The sequence below is a fragment of the Streptomyces sp. YIM 121038 genome (assembly GCF_006088715.1).
GTDB lineage: Bacteria > Actinomycetota > Actinomycetes > Streptomycetales > Streptomycetaceae > Streptomyces.
The window spans coordinates 9856531-9872764 of sequence record NZ_CP030771.1 but is presented as its reverse complement, the minus strand read 5'-3'; the positions used below and the strand labels follow the sequence as shown (position 1 = coordinate 9872764).

Here is a 16234-nt window from a genome sequence, read left to right as displayed (position 1 = left end):
GCGGGCCCGGCCCCGCTCAGTCGGTCTGCCGGTCCCAGAACGCGCAGTGGTGTGCGCGGGTGGCGTCCACCGGGCGGATGCCGTCCGGACCGGGGGCCAGTGACAGCACGGTCGGGCCGCTGGCAGAGCCGGGCCAGGCGGGCGCGTCCGGGGAGTTCGGGTCACCGGTGGTCGCGAACCGGGTCCAGTAGCCGGTCATGCGGGCCGCCAGCGCGTGCTGTTCGGGAGTGAACCGCGGCACCGTGTCGGTCGGGAAGAGGTACGGCAGCTCGAAGCCGTGCGCCGCCCCGTAGGGGTAGCCCTCCACCGCCGGGAGCTCCGCGAGGCGCGGCGCGTTCGTGTCGCTGAAGAGATAGGCGTACGTGGGCACGCGCGCGGCCAGCGCGCGGTTCGCCCGCAGCGCGGGGCAGGTGAACGAGGCGTCGGACGTCAGCGCGGCCCAGGCCGCCCCCGGCGAGGAGTGGGCCGTCAGCGGGTACTGCTTCTCGACGGCTGCCGCCGCCGCGCCGAAGGAGTGGACAAGGCGGGCCCGGTACGCGCGCGCGTCGGGGATCGGGGCCGCCGACTGCGTCAGGGCGAGGAAGAGCCGCAGCTCGTCCTTGTTGGTGCCCTGCACCACCGGCACGCGGTGGAAACGGCCCTGCTCCAGGGCCCGGTCGGGGCGCAGGGGCAGCCCCCCGCCCCCGTAGGAGACGAGGGAGAACGTCTGCGTCAGCGCGGGTGTCACCAGTTTGTCGGGGCTCAGACGGCGCAGGCAGTCGAGCGTCCCGCCCGGCCGTGCGCAGCCGAGCGCGGCGGCGGCCGCCGTGCCCGCCGTCTCCGTCCGGCTCCGCGGCACGAACGGCTCGTAGCGAGGCTGTGCGGGGAGGATGGCGCCGCGCGGGAACGCGGTCATGCAGGACCCGCTCTGCAGCACCGCCCGGTGGAAGAGCCCCGCGGACTTCGGCGAGGTGAGGTGCGCGCAGGCGCTCAGCGCTCCGGCGGACTCCCCGAACAGCGTCACCCGGCCCGGGTCTCCCCCGAAGCGGGCCGCGTTCGCCCGCACCCAGCGCAGCGCCGCCCGCTGGTCGGCGAGGCCGAAGTTCGTCGCACCGCGCAGCTCCGGGTGGCCGAAGAAGCCGAGGACGCCGAGCCGGTAGTTGAGCGTCACGACCACGGTGTCGCCCTGGACGGCGAGACGCTCGGCCCGGTACGGGGAGCCCGAGCCGATGGTGAAGCCGCCGCCGTGCACCCACACCATGACGGGTCGGCCGCGCCCCTTGGCCGACGCGGACGGGGCGGGCGGGGTCGACGGCACGGTCACGTTGAGGGTGAGGCAGTCCTCCGAGCCGGTCACGGGGCCGGGCCCCAACTGCGGGAGCTGGGGGCACTTCGGGCCGGGCGCGCCCCCGTCGCGCACCTTCCGCCAGGGCCGTGCCGGTCGCGGGTCACGCCAGCGCAGCGGCCCGGTCGGCGGCGCGGCGAAGGGGATCCCCTCGAAGGTGTCGTACACGCCGTGGGACCGGCCCCGTACCGGCCCGTGGTCGGTGACGACGACCGGGCCGTCGGCACCCGGGCCGCGCGCGGCCGGCCGGCCGGGGGCCCCGGCACCCGTGGCCGGTGCGGTGAGGAGAGCGGACAGCGTGAGGACCAGCGCGCACAGCGCGCCGCCTCGGCGTCGTGAGGGACGGGGTTCCTGCATGATGACGTCCTTCGGCGGCCGGGGGCCCACGGTGGGCCCGAGCGCCCTGGTACGTACCCGGGACCGCACGTGGTCACCTGTTCGGAATGCGCCCATATGGCGGCAGATGGGGGACTCGCTCCGTCCCGTGCCTCCCTGTCGGAACGCTTGTCATGCCGCCGGGGCGGGCGTTGTCTGGGCGGGGACGCCCGGTACGGCAACGCAACGGAAGGAGCGGACGATGCGCCATGGCGACATCGCCTCCGGCCCGGACACGGTCGGGGTCGCAGTGGTGAACTACAAGATGCCCCGGCTCCACACCAGGGCAGAGGTGCTCGACAACGCCCGGAGGATCGCCGAGATGGTGAAGGGCGTCAAGGTCGGCCTGCCGGGGATGGACCTCGTCGTCTTCCCCGAGTACTCCACGCACGGAATCATGTACGACCCGGGCGAGATGCTGGACACCGCCTCCCGCGTGCCGGGTGAGGAGACCGAGGTCTTCGCCGCGGCCTGCCGTGCGGCGGGGGTCTGGGGAGTCTTCTCGCTGACCGGCGAGCGGCACGAGGACCACCCGCACAAGCCGCCCTACAACACCCTGGTGCTCATCGACGACCAGGGCCGCATCGCGCAGAAGTACCGGAAGATCTTCCCGTGGTGTCCGATCGAGGGCTGGTACCCGGGGGACTCCACGCGGGTGACCGAGGGCCCCAAGGGCCTGCGCATCTCGCTGATCGTCTGCGACGACGGCAACTATCCGGAGATCTGGCGGGACTGCGCGATGAAGGGCGCCGAGCTGATCGTGCGCTGTCAGGGCTATATGTACCCGGCCAAGGACCAGCAGGTCCTCATGGCCAAGGCGATGGCCTGGGCGAACAACTGCTACGTCGCGGTCGCCAACGCCACCGGGTTCGACGGCGTCTACTCCTTCTTCGGGCACTCCGCGCTCATCGGCTTCGACGGGCGCACGCTGGGCGAGACCGGCGAGGAGGAGTACGGCATCCAGTACGCGCAGCTGTCGGTGTCCGCCATCCGGGACGCGCGCGCCCACGACCAGTCGCAGAACCACCTGTACAAGCTGATGCACCGCGGCTACTCCGGTGTGCACGCGGCGGGAGAGGGCGAACGGGGCGTGGCGGAGTGCCCGTTCGACTTCTACCGGCTCTGGGTGACCGACCCGGCCAAGGCCGCGGAGAACGCCGAGGCGATCACCCGTGACACGGCCGGTGTCGCGGACTGCCCGGTGGGCTCGCTGCCCGTGCCGCCCCCGAAGGAGGGCTGAGGTCTTCGGCGGGCGCGTGCCGGGGCCCGGCGCCGTCGCGGCACCGGGCCCCGTGGGGTTCCGTTCCGGTCAGGGGGTGCCGAGCGCGGACAGGGTCGCTGTCGCGTCGGCCAGGCCCGCGCCGCAGCCGCCGGAGCAGGTGCCGGGCAGCGGGCGGGCGTTGGCCTTGATGGCCGACTCGACCTGGGCCGGGGTGATGCCGGACTTGGTCTGGTACATCAGCGCGGCGAGCCCGGCGATGTGGGGTGCGGCCATGCTGGTGCCCTGGTAGGCGGTGTAGGTCTCAGCCCCGATGCCGCGGGTGCCGGAGTTCAGGGTGGACAGGATGCCGTCGGCGGTGTTCGGCGAGGTCTCGCCGCCGGGGGCGGTGACGTCCACGGCGCTGCCGTAGTTGGAGTAGACGGCCCGGTTGCCCTGGCGGTCGGCGGCCGCGACGGCGATGACGTTCTTGCAGCTGGCCGGGTTGAAGTTCGCGGCGTTGGCGTTGGAGTTGCCGGCCGCGACGACGACGGTGGTGCCGCGGTTCACCGCGGCGTTGACGGCGCTCTGCGTGCCCGCGTCACAGGCACCGGCACCGCCCAGGCTCATGTTGATGACGTCGGCGGGGTAGGGGTTGGCCGCGACGCCCTGCACGGTGCCGCCGGAGGACCAGGTGATGGCGTCGATGATGTCCGCCGTGGTGCCGCCGCACTTGCCCAGGACGCGGACGGGCTGGACCTTGGCCCGGTGGGCGATGCCCGTGATGCCCTTGGCGTTGTCGCCCGAGGCCGCGATGGTGCCCGCGACGTGGGTGCCGTGCCAGGAGTTGTTGGTGTCGCGGGCGGGGACGGGCTGGCCCTTCGCGTCGGTGCCGCACTCGCCGCGGTTCATCCAGTCGCCGGGGTCAGCGGAGTCGCTGTCCCGGCCGCCGCCGTCCTGGGCCATCCACGGGTCGGAGATGAAGTCGTATCCGGGGACCACGTTGGCGGCCAGGTCGGAGTGGGCGACGTAGCCGGTGTCGATGACCGAGACGTGGACGCCCTCACCGGTGGCGCCCCGCGCCCAGGCGCCGGGAACCCTCATGCCGGCCTGGTCCTCGAAGAGGTCCCACTGCTTCGGGTAGAGGGTGTCGTCGGGGTCGGCCGCGGCGTACACGCGGGTGTCGGGGACGACGTACGCGACGTCGGGGTCGGCGGCGAAGGCGGCCATGACGTCCTTGACGTCCTTGGTGCCGAGGTCGTCACCGAGGTCGACCAGGGCGGCGCCGGTGCCGAGGCGCCGCTCGAAGGCGAGGTTCTCGCCGACGTCCTCGCCCTTGGCGCGGGCGTCGGCGCGGGCCTCGGTGTTGGAGGTGGCCTCGTCGGCGCGTGCCGTGTAGCCGACGATGAGGCGCTCGGTGGGGACCGCCTTCGCCACGGACGCGCCGGGTACCGCGGCGGAGTCCGGGCCCGGGGCTGCGACGACGGTGGTGACTCCGGTGCCGAGCAGGACGGCGGCGCCGACCGTGGCCAGCAGGGATGTGCGTATGCGTGTGGAACCGCTCAAGGTGTGCCTTTCACGGGCTGGTCCGGGCGTGCCGGACCAGCGGTTCGTGCCGTGCATGACAAAAGTGCTCCGCGCCTGTGCCGAATGGTGCGTGGGGATGTGGGGGCGGCACAGGCGCGACGGCGCGCCGGGCTCTGCGAAGACGCCATGACGCGCCACCGGTCGGACGCACGCCTGTCCGTCACGCAGGACTCGTACGGCCTGCAACAGATGAACGTTCGACCAACCGGTGGCAGGGAACTTATGGCTGGACGAACAGCACGCCTATCCGGAAGGCCCAACCTACGGATACGCAATTAACCGGGCCCGCAGGCCGTGTTGGTCTAGGCCTGACCTGGGGTTTTGCTGGCGGCACGGGCGCCGGTTCCCTCAACGCGGGCCTAGCCGGGCGGTGTTGGGGACGCGTCGGCGACCTACGGGGCCAGTTCCTGCCGGGTCGCCGTGCCCAGTTTGCGCATGGCCCGGGCGACATGCTGTTCGACCGTACGGGGCGACAGGTGCAGGGTGGTGGCGATCTCACGGTTGGTCAGCCCGTTGCCCGCCAGCTCGGCGACCTCGCGCTCCCGCGGGGAGAGCTGGTCGCGGTAGGAGGGCCGCCCGGGGCGGCGGCGGTGCTTCTCGGGCTGGTGGGCGCGCGAGAGCGCCCGTACGCGCGCCGCGTCCCATGCCGCGCCCAGACCACTGAACTGCTCGGCGGCGAAGGCGAGATCGGCGAGGCCCTGTTCGCGGGGCGCGTCGGGGGTGGCGTCGGGGGTGGGGTCCTCGTCGTGCGCGTCGTCGCGGCCGTCGTCCGCCGTGTCACGGCGGCCGGGCGTCGTGTCACGGCCGTCGGGCGTCGTGTCACGGCCGTCGGGTGTGTGGGCGTCCGCCTCCCGCAGGGCGCAACGTCCGGCGCCCTCGGCGGTCAAGGCGTGGGCGTAGGGCCGGGGCAGGGCGGCGAACGCGCTCGCCGCCCGCTGGTAGAGGGGGCTGGCCCGAGCCGGGTCGCCGGTCGCCTCGGCCAGCGCGGCGCGGGTCCACCACAGGGCCGCGTCGGCGGCAGGGGACTCAAGACCCCTCAGGCCGTCGGCGAAGGTGTCCACGAGCCGGCGCGCGCCCGCGGTGTCGCCGTCGCGGGCCAGCGCCTCGACCGCCCAGGGCGCCAGCTCCGCCGCCCAGACGAACACGCCCTTGGTGACGATGTTGTTCCAGGCGGTACGGGCCTGCGCGGCCGCGTCGGCGAGGTCCTGCCGCGCCAGGGCGAGGCGGATGAGCGCCCCGGCGAGGGTCGCGCCCAGGGGTGCGGCGGCGTGTTCGGCCAGGGGCGCGTCCTTGCCCGACAGCCATGACGCCGCCGGACCCCAGCCGCCGCGCGCGAGGTTGAGCAGCCCCAGTACGGTGCGGGCGTCGGCCGAGATGACCGGCATGTCCGCGGTTTCGCGGACGAACGCCTCACAGCGCTCACCGAGGCCTTCCCACTGCCCGGTGGCCCACTCCAGGAGCAGCCGGGTGCCCATCGCCGTCCGCTCGGTGTAGGGGGCGCCGCTGCGCGCGGACAGCTCAAGGCCCTGGTCGAGCAGTTCGCGGGTGCGGTCGTAGAAGCCCAGCCACACCGAGGAGTCCGCGGCGTTGCACAGGCCACGGGCCGCGTGGCGGCGGCAGCGGGGGTCGGGGCTGTCGACGGGGAGGGCCTTCAGCAGCTCCCAGCCCTCGGGGTTGCCGTAACTGAGGGCCAGCCCTGCCCGGTTCGCGGCCACGGCGGTCTTCACGACCTCGTCGCCGCTGGCCGCGCTGGCCCGCTCGGCGTCTTGCATCCACGCCAGGTGGACGTCCAGGGAGTTGCCCGGCCAATAGGGCATGGCCAGGGCCGACATCGCTCTGGCCGCGAGCTCCGGCCGCGCCTCGCGCAGCTCCGCGGCGGACCGTTCCAGCTCCGCCCAGCCGTGCGTGCTCATGCCCACCTGGTTGCACAGCAGGAGTCCCAGGTCCAGACGCATCTCGCCGCGCACGGCCTTCGGCAGGTTCTCGTCCCGCACGATCTGTGTGAGCACCTCGACCGTCTGGTCGGAGCGCAGCGCGACGACGGCGCTGGCGGCCAGGACGGGGGCGAGGCGCGCTCGCGCGGGGTGCGACACGAGCGGCGAGGCGAGGGTGTCCTCAAGGAGCGCGATGACCTCCTGGTGGCGGCCCTCGGCCGCGAACGCACGGGCCGCGCGTTCCACGGCCCGCAGCCAGGCGCGCATCTCGCCGCCCGCCCGCCGGTGCCGGGCCAGGGCCGCCCAGGGCACGGGGTGCCTGCGCTGGAGCAGCGCGGCCGCCCGGCCGTGCAGTTCCTGGCGCACGGGCCCGGGAACCGTCTCCAGGACGGCCTCGGCCGCGAGCGGGACCGGCAGGGCGTAGCGGTGCTCGGCGTCCTCCACCAGGGCGGCTCGCGCGAGGGCGGCCACCAGCGCGTCGCGGCCGTCGCGGTTGTCATGGCCTCCCCGGTCACCGTCGCCTCCCCGGTCGCCGTCGCCACCGCCACCGCGGCCGCCGTCGCCGCGGCCGCCGTCCTCGCCACGGTCCTCGTCCGCTCCTTGAGCCGTACGCGCCGCGAGCCCGGCCACGGTCAGCAGGTCCGCCCCGGACGCCGGTTCGCCCAGGACCGCCGCGGCCCACACCACGCGCCGTGCGGGACCGGGCAGGGCGTCGGTGCGGTGCAGCATCAGCTCGGCCAGTCGTACGGGCACCCCCGCGGCATCGACGTCAGCGGCGGTGCAGCGCTCCCCCGCGCTGTCCCGCAGCACGGCCAGCAGGTCGACCACCACCTGCGCCACGCCGCCCGACCGCTCGTGCAGCCGAGCCACCGCCTGGGGTGCGCACCCCTCCCCCAGGGCCTCGCGCGCCGCCTCGGCGACCTGACCGGCGTGCCACGGCAACACCTGGTGGCGCAGGATCACCAGGCCGTCGGGGTAGCGAAGCGGCGCCGGACCGAACGGCAGACCGGGCCGGGCCAGTTCTTCGGGGCGGTAGGTGACGACGAAAGCCGTCCGCGGCGCGGCCTTGGCCACCACGTCCCGTATCCGCGCCAGAGCCTTCGCGTCCGCCGCGTGCACGTCGTCCACCAGTACGAGCGCGGGGGCGTCGGCGGCGATGTCCGGCGCCTGCCGGTCGCCGCAGCGCCAGGGGGTCACCACGCCGACGGCCTCCGGCAGCTCGGCCAGGCGCCGCAGCAGCCGGCTCTTGCCGGTGCCCGCGGCTCCGGCGACCAGGACCAGCACGGGACCGGCGTCCTTCTCGGCCAGTGTCCGCCGTATCCGGCCTTCCCAGAATTCCTCACCCTGCGTGACCACGCTGCTCCTGTACGCCGTCTACCAGGCCTTCCGGCCTTCTTTGCGTATCCGTATTTCGCCCGGCACTGATTGCTTTTCGCCTGCCGTGGTTGACAGCGTGCTAAGCGCCCGTGATGCGAGGCTCCGGGCACGGCAGCGGGAGGACCGCATGATCACCGCCCAGTACGCGCAACCGTCCCGAACGGGCACCGGTGCGATCCCGCCCGCGCCCGCGGCGCCCGCTGGCCCGGCCACCGTGCACCGCGAGTCGCTGGCCACGCTGGCGGCCACCGCCGCCGCGGCTCCGGCCCTGCGCCGCTTGGCGACGACGTCCGCGCGGGCCTGGCGCCTCGATGCCGCCACCCGCGAGGCGCTGGCGCTCGTCGTCACTGAGCTGGTCACAAATGTCATACTGCACAGCGGCAGCCCCCGTGTCACCCTGCGGCTGCGTCTCCTGACCGGCGTCCTGCGCGTCGAGGTCCACGACACCGGCTGCTGGCACCGCCGGGTGACGCGCCGCGCCGACCGGCAGACCACCGCGCCGGACGACGCCACGGCGGACCTCCTGCACGCCGAGTCCGGCCGCGGCCTCGCCCTCGTGGAGGCCTACGCCGCCCACACCACGATCCGCCCCTCCCGCACGGGCACGACCGTCCTGGCCGAACTCCCCCTGCCCTGAGCCTCAGGTCCCGGCGCCCCGTCCGGGTCGGGTGCCACCCGCCGCCCGCGGTCGCGGCCCTCGGGCGCCCCGTCGGGGGCGGGGCGGTGGAGGGCGGTCAGGGAGGCGGCGAGGCTGACGGCCGCGTCCGCGTCGCCCAGGGCATCCTGACGGCGAGGTCGTCGCCGAGCCGCCACACTTGGTTGTCCCAGCCACGCGCGCCGAGCTTCAGGGGGCGGTCCGCCAGGTCCGGGTGGTGTGCACGCAGCAGATCCCGGATCAAGTCCTCGGTGATGTCCGTGTCGGGTGCCGTCATGGGGAGCAACGGTAGTGGGGCGGTGGTCCGCACGGGTTTCGGGTCGATCCGGGTCACCTCCCGGTGCCCGAGGGGCTCGTGCAGCGCATGCTCCCACCCGGCCGCGCGCGTCCGGGAGCCGTCCGTCGGCTACGCGTCGTCCACGGCCTGGGCCTCGACGATGCTCAGGACGGTGGGAGTGGGGACGACACGGGTCAGCCGCAGGCCCGCCTCGGCCAGCACGGCGCGGAAGTCCTCGTGCGTGCGCTCACGCCCCACCAGCGAAGCCATCATCAACAGGTCCAGGTCCTTGGCCTGATGGGGGCGGTTGTCGGGTGCGATGACCGCGTCCACCACGAGGATCCGCCCGCCCGGGGCGAGCGCGCGGCGGCAGGCGCGCAGCAGGCGGACGCACTGCTCGTCCTGCCAGTCGTGCAGGATGCGCTTGAGGACGACGACGTCGCCCTTGGGCACGTCGGTGAAGAAGTCACCCTCCGCGGTGGACCACCGTCCGGCGAGTGCCGCGTCGTCGGCGAGGCGGTGCCCGGCCACGACGTGGGCCCGGTCGTACAGCACACCGCTGAGCCCCGGCCCGGCCCGCAGGATCGCGGCGAGGAACCCGCCCTGGCCGCCGCCGACGTCCACGACGGTGCCGGTCTTCGGGAAGTCGTAGGAGCCGGCGATCGGTCCGTTCTCCACGCCGGACATGGCGGCCATGCCGTCGTGGAAGACGGCCGCGGTCTTGGCGTCCTGGGCGAAGTGGTCGAAGAACGGCCGGGTGAAGATCTCCTCGAAGACGGATCCGCCGGTGCTCAGGCAGTGGTCCATCCGGCCCGCCGGGAGCCAGAACGTACGGTCGGTGATCATGAGGACCCCGTCCCGCACCGAGCCCGGGACGTCGGACCGCAATGCCTGCCCTGCCGCCTCCAGGCGGAAGCGGCCCTGCTCGTCCTCGCCGAACAGGCCCCGCGTGGCGAGCAGCCGGAGCACCCGGGTCAGGGCCGCCGGGTCGGTATCGGTGGCGGCGGCCAACTCCGCGGGCGCGCGCGGCCCGTCGGCCAGGTGGTCGGCCACGCGCGCGAGCGCGGCCGCCCTGAGCGCGGCCGGGAACACGAAGCCGAGCGCCGCGTCGATGAGTGCGGCACCTCCCCCGTCCCCGCCGTGCGCACCCCGCTCACCAGCACTGCCCCTGTCGCCCATCGCCCCGGCTCCTTCCTCTCCCGTGCCCGGTCGAGCACAGCCGTGCCCCACGGCCCGCGCCCTCAACCCCGGTGTCCGCCGCACGGGTCACCAATGGCGCGTTCTGAGCGTCACCGGGCCGGGCCCGGGCCTCATCGGTCACGACGAGGCGAGGTCCGGCTTCCAGTCCCGCACGAGGAGGCCCAGCAGCACCTCGTCGACGAACTCGCCCATCACCCAGGCCGAGGAGCGAAGCACCCCCTCGCGGACGAAGCCGTTGCGCTCGGCGGAGCGCAGCATCGCGGGGTTGTCCGCCAGGGTCTCGATCTGCAGGCGGTGCAGGCCGCGCACCACGAAGCCGTAGTGACACAGGACCCCGACCACGTCCGTGCCGTAGCCCTTGCCGCGCGAGGTCGGCAGCAGTCCGAGGCCGATGTGCGCGGACCGGTTGTGCTGGTCGATGTTCCACAGCACCGCGTCGCCGACCAGCGTGCCGCCCTCCAACTCCACGACGGAGAAGGCGGCGTGACGCTGCTCCTTGTCGTCCACCGCGAAGGGCGACTCCTTCGAGCCGGGCGTGATCGGCCGCCACGGCCGGGTGTCGGACCGGGCCTGGTTGACCACGTCGTCGTGGAGTTCGGCCTGCAGGACGGGCATGTCGTCCTCGTGCCGGGCCCTGAGCCCGACCTTGTTCCCTCTCAACATGGGAGCTTCCTATCCGACCGTGCCGATCAGCGGCAATCCAATAAGTCGGCACGGGAACCGAGTTCACCGCGCACGCGCCGCCGCGGGAGTTCTGTCCGGAACAGCACCCCGCGGAGCGCCCCGGGCGCTTCGTCCGCCGATCAAGCCGCTAGCCTCCGTACGCATGACCGATACACAAACCCACGACCAGCGCGTCGGTGAGCTCGTGAGACCGCCTGCCCACCGTGTCCTGTGGTTCGCCGCGGGCGCCACCGCGTTCTTACTCCTCGCCGACCTCGGTACGCGTGCCTACAACCACTACGACTCCATCCCGACCATCCGCAGGTTGGTGAACGTCGACGTCGAGGCCAATCTGGCCACGTGGTGGAACAGCACGCTCCTGTTGGCCGTGGCGGGCGTGGCGCTGACCGCGGCACTGCTCAGCGGGCGCGACACCCGCCCCGGGCGGCTGTCGTGGCTGGGCCTCGCCGCCGCGACCGCGCTGCTCAGCATCGACGAGACGGTGTCGTTGCACGAGCGCCTCGGCGAGGTCGGCCGCTCGTGGAAGGAATGGGCCGGGGGTGCGCTGCCCACGCACGCCTGGGTGCTGCCCGGGGCACTGCTCGCGGCGGCGGGCACCGTCTGCGCCGTGCTGTGGGCGCGCAAGCTCCCGCGCGACCTGCGCAACGGGGTGCTGAGCGCGCTGGGGGTGTATCTCGGCGGGGCGCTGGTGACCGAGGCGTTCAACGGCTGGGCGCTCGAGAACGGCCACAGCGTCGTGCTCATGCTGGGCACGCTCGTGGAGGAGGGTTTGGAGATGAGCGGCTGCATAGTCGCCCTCGCCGTCCTCAGTCGCTACGTCCTGCTTGAGCGTGACCCCGCGACCGGGCGCGCGGCGGTCCGGCTGCGGGACGGCCGGGCCGCGTAGCCGCCGCGCGGGGGTGCGTGTCCGGGTACTCAGCTCCTCGACTATTCTGGATTCCGTAATAGTCGGTGAAGCAGAGGAGCGACCTCGGTGGCAGCACACGCGGCAGCCCTTGGGACGGCGGCCTGGACCCGGGCGGCCCTGCCGCTCTGCCTTCTCGGAGTCCTCGACAGCGAGGCCAAGAGCTATGGGTACGCCCTGCTCAGCCGCCTCGCCGACGCGGGACTCACCGGCGTGAAGCCCGCCGCCCTCTACCCCGCCCTCGGCCGCCTCGAAGAGGAAGGCGCCGTCGAGATCGAGTGGGGCGCGGGAGAGGGCGGGCCCGGGCGCAAGTACTACCGGATCACCGAGGCCGGGCGGCAGCGACTGCGGCGGGAGCGGGCCGCGTGGCACGCGTTCACCGCCAGGGTCGCCACGCTCGCCGACGGTGCGGGGGACGAGGAGTAGCCGTGGCCACGTCACAGCACGAGTCACAGAAGCAGACGCGGAAGAACAGCCTCCGTTGGGAGCTCGACGAGAACGCGGACTGGGCGGCGACGGTCGAGCTGCGCCTCGTCCTCGACCACGACGCGCCCGCGGGGCTCGCCGACGACGTCCTCGCCGAGGTCCACGAGCTGGTGCGCGAGGAAGGCCGCACCGCCCGGGACCTGTTCGGCGCGCCGGAGGCGTACGCGCGCGCGGTCGCCGAGGAACGCGTCAGCGAGGAGTACCGGGCGCGGACCGACACCCACGGCCTCACTCCCGGCGAACGGCTGCTCGCCGCGTTCGGCACGCTCGGGGTGGTCGGTGCCATCCTGTGCGCCATCGACTGGGTGCGTGACGGGCTGTGGGCGGGCGTGAGCTGGCCCGGCGTCGTGGGCGTCACCACCGTCGTCCTGGCCGTCGGGCTGATCGCCGTGGCCGTCGTGGCACGGTCCGCCGGGCGGTTCAAGGGCGCGTACGCCTTCGCCGCCGCTGTGCCCGCGGTCATCGCGGCCGGGGGCGGGGTCGGGGTCGCCGTGCCCGAGGGGCAGTTGTTCAGCGTGCCCGTGCCGGTCCTGCTGGCGGGGTGCGCGGCCTGCGCCGTGGGGGCCTTCGCCGTACCGGAGCGCGTCGTCGACCGGTGGTTCGCGGGGCGCCCGCCCGCGGGGCGCGACGACGCCGCGTGGCTCGACCGGCTCGGCGGGCTGCTGCGCGGGCGGCACGGCATGACGGCGGCCGAGGCGCGCGGGCACGTGCGCGAAGCACGGCAGCACCTCGCCGCCGTGCCCGGCGAGCACGCCGAGGACGTCTTCGGGGACGTCGAGGTCTACGCCCTCCGGCTCGCCGACGGCCCCCGCAAGAAGGAGCGCGCGGCCCGCCGCAAGATGTACGGGACGCTGCTGCTGCTCGGCGTGGTCACCCTGCTGTTCGTGGACCACGTGCTGGACGCGGAGACGTCCTTCGACTTCTGGCTCGCGCTCTACACCGGCGTGGTCGGCAGCCTGGGCTGGACGGCGGTCAGCGAGTGGCGCGCGAGCCGCCGCCCGGACGCCGCCGAGCCCCACGGCGCCGACTAGCCGCCGTCACCACCCGGCCGCGCCGACGAGGACGCGCGCGGCCGGGGCGGCCAGGGGCGAGGGCGGGCTCAGTGCAGGCAGAGGCAGAACGGGTGCCCTGCCGGGTCCGCGTACACACGCCAGTTGGCCTCCGGGCGGAGCTGGTCCGTCCGCTCAAGGACCGTGGCGCCGAGGCCCAGGGCCCGCTTCTCCTCCACTTCGAGGTCGTCGACGTCGAAGTCCAGGTGGAGCTGTTGCGGGTGCTGCTGGCCCGGCCACTCGGGCGGTCGGTAGCCGTCCACGCGCTGGCAGGCCAGCGGTGTCCCCTCGAACCCGTGCACTTCGACCCAGTCGGAGTCCCCCGGATCCGCGACCACTCTGCCGCCGAGCAGCTCCGCGTAGAACGTCGCGAGCCGTACCGGATCCGCACAGTCCAGCGCGACCGCTTGCAGCTTCCGAATCATGTCCAGCGCCTTTCGCTCCGAGGGCACTTCGGTGATGTTCCGTACGGGACGGCTCGTACCCACTGCGGCGGGGGTGTACCGCTGGGTTCACCCGCAGCGAAGGCGCCTCACCGCATCGGCCTCCCGGTGACCGCCGCCGGGTGCCCGCACCTCGTGCCGGGGACCGGGCGCACGGCCCGTACGCTGGTCTTCCGTGGAAGCACGTACACACAACGACACCGTTCCCGCGCCCGTTTCGCCGCTGCGGGTCTTCGTCCTCGACGACCACGAGGTGGTGCGGCGAGGCATACGGGACCTGCTGGACGCCGAGCCCGACATCGTGGTGGCCGGGGAGGCCTCGGACGCCGCCGAGGCGCTCGCCCGCGTCCCCGCCGTCCGGCCGGACGTCGCGGTCCTCGACGTACGCCTCGGCGAGGGCGGCAGCGGCGACCACGCGGGCGTGGAGGTGTGCCGGGAGCTGCGGGCCCGGATGCCGGACCTCGCCTGTCTGATGCTCACGTCGTTCGACGACGACGAGGCGCTGTTCGACGCGATCATGGCGGGCGCGGCCGGGTACGTGCTCAAGCGGATCGACGGCTCGGACCTGGTGCACGCCGTGCGGACGGTGGCGGGCGGGGCGTCGATGCTCGACCCGCGCGCGACCGCCCGGGTGATGGCGCGGCTGCGCGATCCGGAGCCCGAGCCCGCCCGCGCGCCGGAGCTGGAGCGCCTTTCACCGCGCGAGGCGGAGATCCTGGCGCTGATCGGCGAGGGCCTGACGAACCGGCAGATCGCCGACCGGCTGTTCCTCGCCGAGAAGACCATCAAGAACCGGGTCTCGTCCATCCTGACCAAGCTCGGCGTCGGCCGCCGCGTCCAGGCGGCGGTGATCGCCGAGCGGCTGCGCGAGCAGCAGGTCGCCCGGCGCTAGCCGAGGGGCGCACGGGAGTTCAGTCGCCGGGCAGCGGCACCCGCCACACCACGCGGGTGCCGCCCGCTTCCGGAGACTCGACGGTCAGGGTCCCGGCGTACTGCTCGGCCCGGGAGCGCAGATTGGCCAGACCGCCGCTGCGCCCCGCGGAGTTACCCGGCCCACAGATGCCCGCCCCGTCGTCCGTCACCGTGAGCGTGAGCTCGTCCCCCGTGCCCGGAACGGCGAGCACCACGTCCGCGTGAGCGGCCCGGGCGTGCCGGGCGACGTTACTGAGGGCCTCGGCGGCCACGGCGAGGACGTGCTCGGCCACGTCGGCCGGCACGGTGGAGTCCACGGGTCCGTCGATGCGCAGGGACGGGCTGAAGCCCAGGGACTGGGCGGCGAGGCGGGCGGTCTCCGGCAGTCGGTGGCGCAGCCCGGGCCCGCCCCGGGCGTCGCCCGCGGACCGCAGCTCGAAGATGGTCGACCGGATGATCTCGACGGTGGTGTCCAGGTCCCGCACCGCCCGGGCCACGCGTTCGGCGGCGTCCGGATGCTCGACCATGCGGGTCGCGCTCCGCAGCGTCATGCCGGTGGCGAAGATGCGCTGGATCGCCAGGTCGTGCAGGTCACGGGCGATGCGGTCGCGCTCCTTGAGGACGGCGAGCTCCTCCGACTCGGTGCGGTGCCGGGCCAGTTCGAGGGCGATCGCGGCCTGGTCGGCGAAGCGCGAGACCAGCGGCACCTCGGTGTCGTCGAAGGCCGGGCGGCCGGATCGCCTGCTCAGGCGCAGGGCGCCGGGGGCCGATGTGCCCTGGGGCAGCGGGACCACGATGGTCGGGCCGTACGCCGCCGCGCCGAGCGGATGGGCGCGCGGGTCGCTGTCGGCGTCCGCGGTGGCCACGGCCTCGCCGTTGCGTGCGGCGAGCCCGGCGAGGGATCCCCGCGCGGGCAGGGTCACGCCCTCCATGTGCGCGGCGCCGGGGCCGTGCGCCACCTCCACGGTGAGCAGGTCGCCGCCCGCGGGGGCCGGGAGCAGTACGGCGGCGAGGTCGGCGTCGGCCACCTCGCTCGCGCGGCGGGCGATCAGGCGCAGGACCTCGCGGGTCGCGGTCCCCGCGAAGAGACTGCGGGTGATCTCGCTGAGCGCCTCCAGCCAGCGCTCGCGCCGACGGCTCTCGTGGTAAAGGCGGGCGTTGTCGATCGCCACTCCGGCGGCGTTGGCCAGCGTCGTCAGGACGGCCTCGTCGTCGGCGTCGAATCCCGCGCCGCCGCGCTTCTCGGTCAGGTAGAGGTTGCCGAACACCTCGTCGCGCACCCGGATGGGCACCCCGAGGAACGTCCGCATCGGCGGATGGTGCGCGGGAAAGCCGAAGCTGGCCGGGTGGCGGCCGAGATCCGTCAGGCGGAGCGGCGCAGGATTGCGGATCAGTTCGCCCAGGATGCCGCGTCCGCAGGGCGCCTGCCCGATCCGGGCGGCCAGCTCGTCGGCCATGCCCACCGGCAGGAACTGCGAGAGGCGGCGGCCGTCACCGATCACGCCGAGGGCCCCGTACTCGGCGTCGGTGAGCGTGACCGCCGCCTCCACGATGTCCCGCAGGACCTGGGGGAGTTCGAGGCCGTGTCCCAGGTTCATGACGGCGTCGAGGAGGTTGTGGATGCGGTCCGGCACGTCGAGGCGCAGACGTGCCGGCGCTGCCGCCGGGGGTGGCGATGCGGACATGGGGGAACTCCTGAGTCGGTCGGTGTTCCGTAGGGTACGGCCGTCTCCCGTGCCGGAACGCACGGCCCCCGCTGCCGTCAGACGCCGCGTTCGCGCTGGTCAAGGGCGTGCGGACAGGGGCCGTTGGACCCTACCCGCGGACCC

Annotated in this window: 12 protein-coding genes and 2 pseudogenes; 6 read left to right on the top strand and 8 right to left on the bottom strand. The window is 74.1% G+C overall.

Annotated features, from left to right (window positions below; translation table 11 throughout):
• Positions 1-16: 16 nt before the first annotated feature.
• The gene (locus C9F11_RS41705) at positions 17-1681 is read right to left on the bottom strand and encodes a carboxylesterase family protein (protein WP_138965650.1); all 1665 of its coding nucleotides are present in this window, start codon (positions 1679-1681) and stop codon (positions 17-19) included.
• A 220-nt stretch (positions 1682-1901) separates the two neighbouring features.
• Between C9F11_RS41705 and C9F11_RS41700 the strand changes: the two genes are divergently transcribed.
• Positions 1902-2939, top strand: coding sequence for an aliphatic amidase (locus C9F11_RS41700; protein ID WP_138965648.1), 1038 nt, complete (start codon positions 1902-1904; stop codon positions 2937-2939).
• An 81-nt stretch (positions 2940-3020) separates the two neighbouring features.
• Here C9F11_RS41700 and C9F11_RS41695 read toward each other — a convergent pair.
• Positions 3021-4520 (bottom strand): annotated as a pseudogene (locus C9F11_RS41695) (S8 family peptidase); the annotation flags it as partial.
• Positions 4521-4876: 356 nt separating this feature from the next.
• Positions 4877-7774 carry a LuxR C-terminal-related transcriptional regulator gene (locus tag C9F11_RS41690; RefSeq protein WP_249402112.1) on the bottom strand — a complete coding sequence of 966 codons (2898 nt, stop codon included), beginning with the start codon at positions 7772-7774 and terminating at the stop codon, positions 4877-4879.
• Between the two features lie 148 nt (positions 7775-7922).
• On the opposite strand from C9F11_RS41690, the gene C9F11_RS41685 reads away from it, so the two are divergent.
• A complete protein-coding gene (locus C9F11_RS41685) occupies positions 7923-8432 on the top strand; it encodes an ATP-binding protein (protein ID WP_138965644.1) in 510 nt (169 codons plus the stop codon).
• 44 nt (positions 8433-8476) lie between these two features.
• Here the strand turns inward: C9F11_RS41685 and C9F11_RS41680 are convergent.
• The 3 genes and pseudogenes from C9F11_RS41680 to C9F11_RS41670 all read right to left on the bottom strand — a co-directional run.
• A pseudogene (locus C9F11_RS41680) lies at positions 8477-8727 on the bottom strand (aminoglycoside phosphotransferase); the annotation flags it as partial.
• 129 nt (positions 8728-8856) lie between these two features.
• Positions 8857-9906, bottom strand: coding sequence for a methyltransferase (locus C9F11_RS41675; protein ID WP_138965642.1), 1050 nt, complete (start codon positions 9904-9906; stop codon positions 8857-8859).
• A gap of 138 nt (positions 9907-10044) precedes the next feature.
• Entirely contained in the window at positions 10045-10590 is a 546-nt protein-coding gene (locus tag C9F11_RS41670) for a GNAT family protein (protein ID WP_138965640.1), read from the bottom strand.
• A gap of 163 nt (positions 10591-10753) precedes the next feature.
• On the opposite strand from C9F11_RS41670, the gene C9F11_RS41665 reads away from it, so the two are divergent.
• The 3 genes from C9F11_RS41665 (at position 10754) to C9F11_RS41655 (ending at position 13032) form a co-directional block, all read left to right on the top strand.
• On the top strand, positions 10754-11497 hold the full coding sequence (locus C9F11_RS41665; protein WP_138965638.1) for a hypothetical protein: 744 nt from the start codon (positions 10754-10756) through the stop codon (positions 11495-11497).
• A gap of 87 nt (positions 11498-11584) precedes the next feature.
• Positions 11585-11941 carry a PadR family transcriptional regulator gene (locus tag C9F11_RS41660; protein WP_138965636.1) on the top strand — a complete coding sequence of 119 codons (357 nt, stop codon included), beginning with the start codon at positions 11585-11587 and terminating at the stop codon, positions 11939-11941.
• 2 nt (positions 11942-11943) lie between these two features.
• Positions 11944-13032, top strand: coding sequence for a hypothetical protein (locus C9F11_RS41655; protein WP_138965634.1), 1089 nt, complete (start codon positions 11944-11946; stop codon positions 13030-13032).
• Between the two features lie 68 nt (positions 13033-13100).
• On the opposite strand, the gene C9F11_RS41650 is transcribed toward C9F11_RS41655, so the two are convergent.
• Complete coding sequence (locus tag C9F11_RS41650; protein ID WP_138965633.1) at positions 13101-13475, bottom strand: VOC family protein; 375 nt, start codon at positions 13473-13475, stop codon at positions 13101-13103.
• Between the two features lie 193 nt (positions 13476-13668).
• Between C9F11_RS41650 and C9F11_RS41645 the strand changes: the two genes are divergently transcribed.
• Positions 13669-14385 carry a response regulator transcription factor gene (locus C9F11_RS41645; RefSeq protein ID WP_138965631.1) on the top strand — a complete coding sequence of 239 codons (717 nt, stop codon included), beginning with the start codon at positions 13669-13671 and terminating at the stop codon, positions 14383-14385.
• Between the two features lie 19 nt (positions 14386-14404).
• Here the strand turns inward: C9F11_RS41645 and C9F11_RS41640 are convergent, their stop codons facing one another.
• Positions 14405-16003 (bottom strand): GAF domain-containing protein, encoded by a 1599-nt coding sequence (locus C9F11_RS41640; RefSeq protein ID WP_171076169.1) that lies wholly within the window; start codon positions 16001-16003, stop codon positions 14405-14407.
• Positions 16004-16234 lie beyond the last annotated feature (231 nt).